Consider the following 1,533-nt stretch of genomic DNA (forward strand, 5'->3'; position numbering starts at 1 on the left):
TTTACCGTGGGTGAATAATATCTATTAGATCACAGCGAACGGATGGGTTCAAGGTTAAAAAGCAATCAATTTAAAATAGTAGAATACGTTCCTAAAAAGAGTAATTCTACAGCCTCAACGCCGCACTAAGCGGACTAAAACAGTGGGTTAAAATGTGTAGCGAAGCGAAACGTAACCCACTGTTTTAGTTCCGTTTAAGTGCCTTGTTAGGCTTTTTTATTGAGACGTCTTTCTTTGAGGTTATCTCTAATAGTACTGAACATTTCACGTTTTGATTGGTTAGCCCAAGATTCTAAAGAAGAATCAAATGTCATGAAGTAATCAGTTAAGCCACCATTGACTATTTTAAACTGTTTAAAATGTGCTTCAAACCCTTCCGGAACAGATGATATAAAAGGATCATAGATTTCTACAGTTCTTGACTCATCACTGAGCCACTCTACGAGAGCTTCATTTATATGTGAATCGCCGAAGCTATAGCCTATAACAGTTAAGGAACTTGTATTTATTAATTGCTTCTTGAAAAATGATAATAATGAAATAGGGATTATCTGGTCAAATTTACCTTGAAATTTATGTGCCCCAGACAATAAAGATCTTCTTAAAAATTGTAACTCGCCCAATGAATCATGAACATATAATTCATTAATTGCTCTTATACCATCACGTTGAGCAATCTCAATATTTCGGCTCTCTACTTTTCTTATTTCGGCGTAGTTTGACCCCACATATTTTGCATCACCGTAAACTTTTAAAAATAAACCTTTATCTTCAGCTGCAAATACATCAAGTGAACCATGCAATTTAATTAAATTTATTCCGTTCTCTCTTTCTTTAAATAGATCGAGATTTCCAGCTTCTAATTCATCTGATGTTATAACCTTAAAATTTGCGACGTTACTGTAATTACTATTACGCTTATAAAATCCATCTTTATATGGAATTTTGTAGTAATCCAATATTTCTTCAAAAACAATATCATGATTTAACGAGAAAATATTAAACAAATTTTCTTTATCAATTAAGGCTTTAATTCCATAGTAATCTTTAATTCTTTCAGACAGCAACTTCAACGTATTTGATTGTTCTTCAAGTAACAATAGCTGAATACATTCAATTAGTTGTATAATTATTCCATGTGTTCTTTGGTTATTGCTTCTGTCATTTAGCTTTCTTTTTTCAAGCAAACCAACTACTTGTTCATAATGTAGTTCTTCATTACCTAAAGTTTCAATAAAGTATTTTTTTAACTCTTCGTCTTTATCAAAGTTAAAAAGCTTTGTTTCTAAACGCTTTAATACATTTTCTCTAAGAGTTTGTGAAAACTCCCACACTAAAGGCATTCCTACCTCATAAGAAGCTCCAGCACCTAGAAATAATCCTTTCATTTATTAGTAACCTCCATGAAGCCTAACACTTTAGTATTTATGCAACACGCGGTTTGTGTTGCATAATCGCTTGTTGGACTGAGGCGCTACCTGCTCGGTATATCAGAGTTGGTGTTGTTTATGCTATGGGAATTTGCTTTTTAGA

General features: G+C 32.9%; 1 protein-coding gene. It reads right to left on the bottom strand.

The window, feature by feature from the left end:
- Positions 1-206 precede the first annotated feature (206 nt).
- Positions 207-1,388 carry an SIR2 family protein gene (locus tag H5119_RS19855; RefSeq protein ID WP_182703457.1) on the bottom strand — a complete coding sequence of 394 codons (1,182 nt, stop codon included), beginning with the start codon at positions 1,386-1,388 and terminating at the stop codon, positions 207-209.
- Positions 1,389-1,533 lie beyond the last annotated feature (145 nt).

It is taken from the genome of Pseudoalteromonas sp. SG45-5, assembly GCF_014164085.1.
In the GTDB taxonomy this organism is placed as follows: Bacteria; Pseudomonadota; Gammaproteobacteria; order Enterobacterales; family Alteromonadaceae; genus Pseudoalteromonas; species Pseudoalteromonas aliena.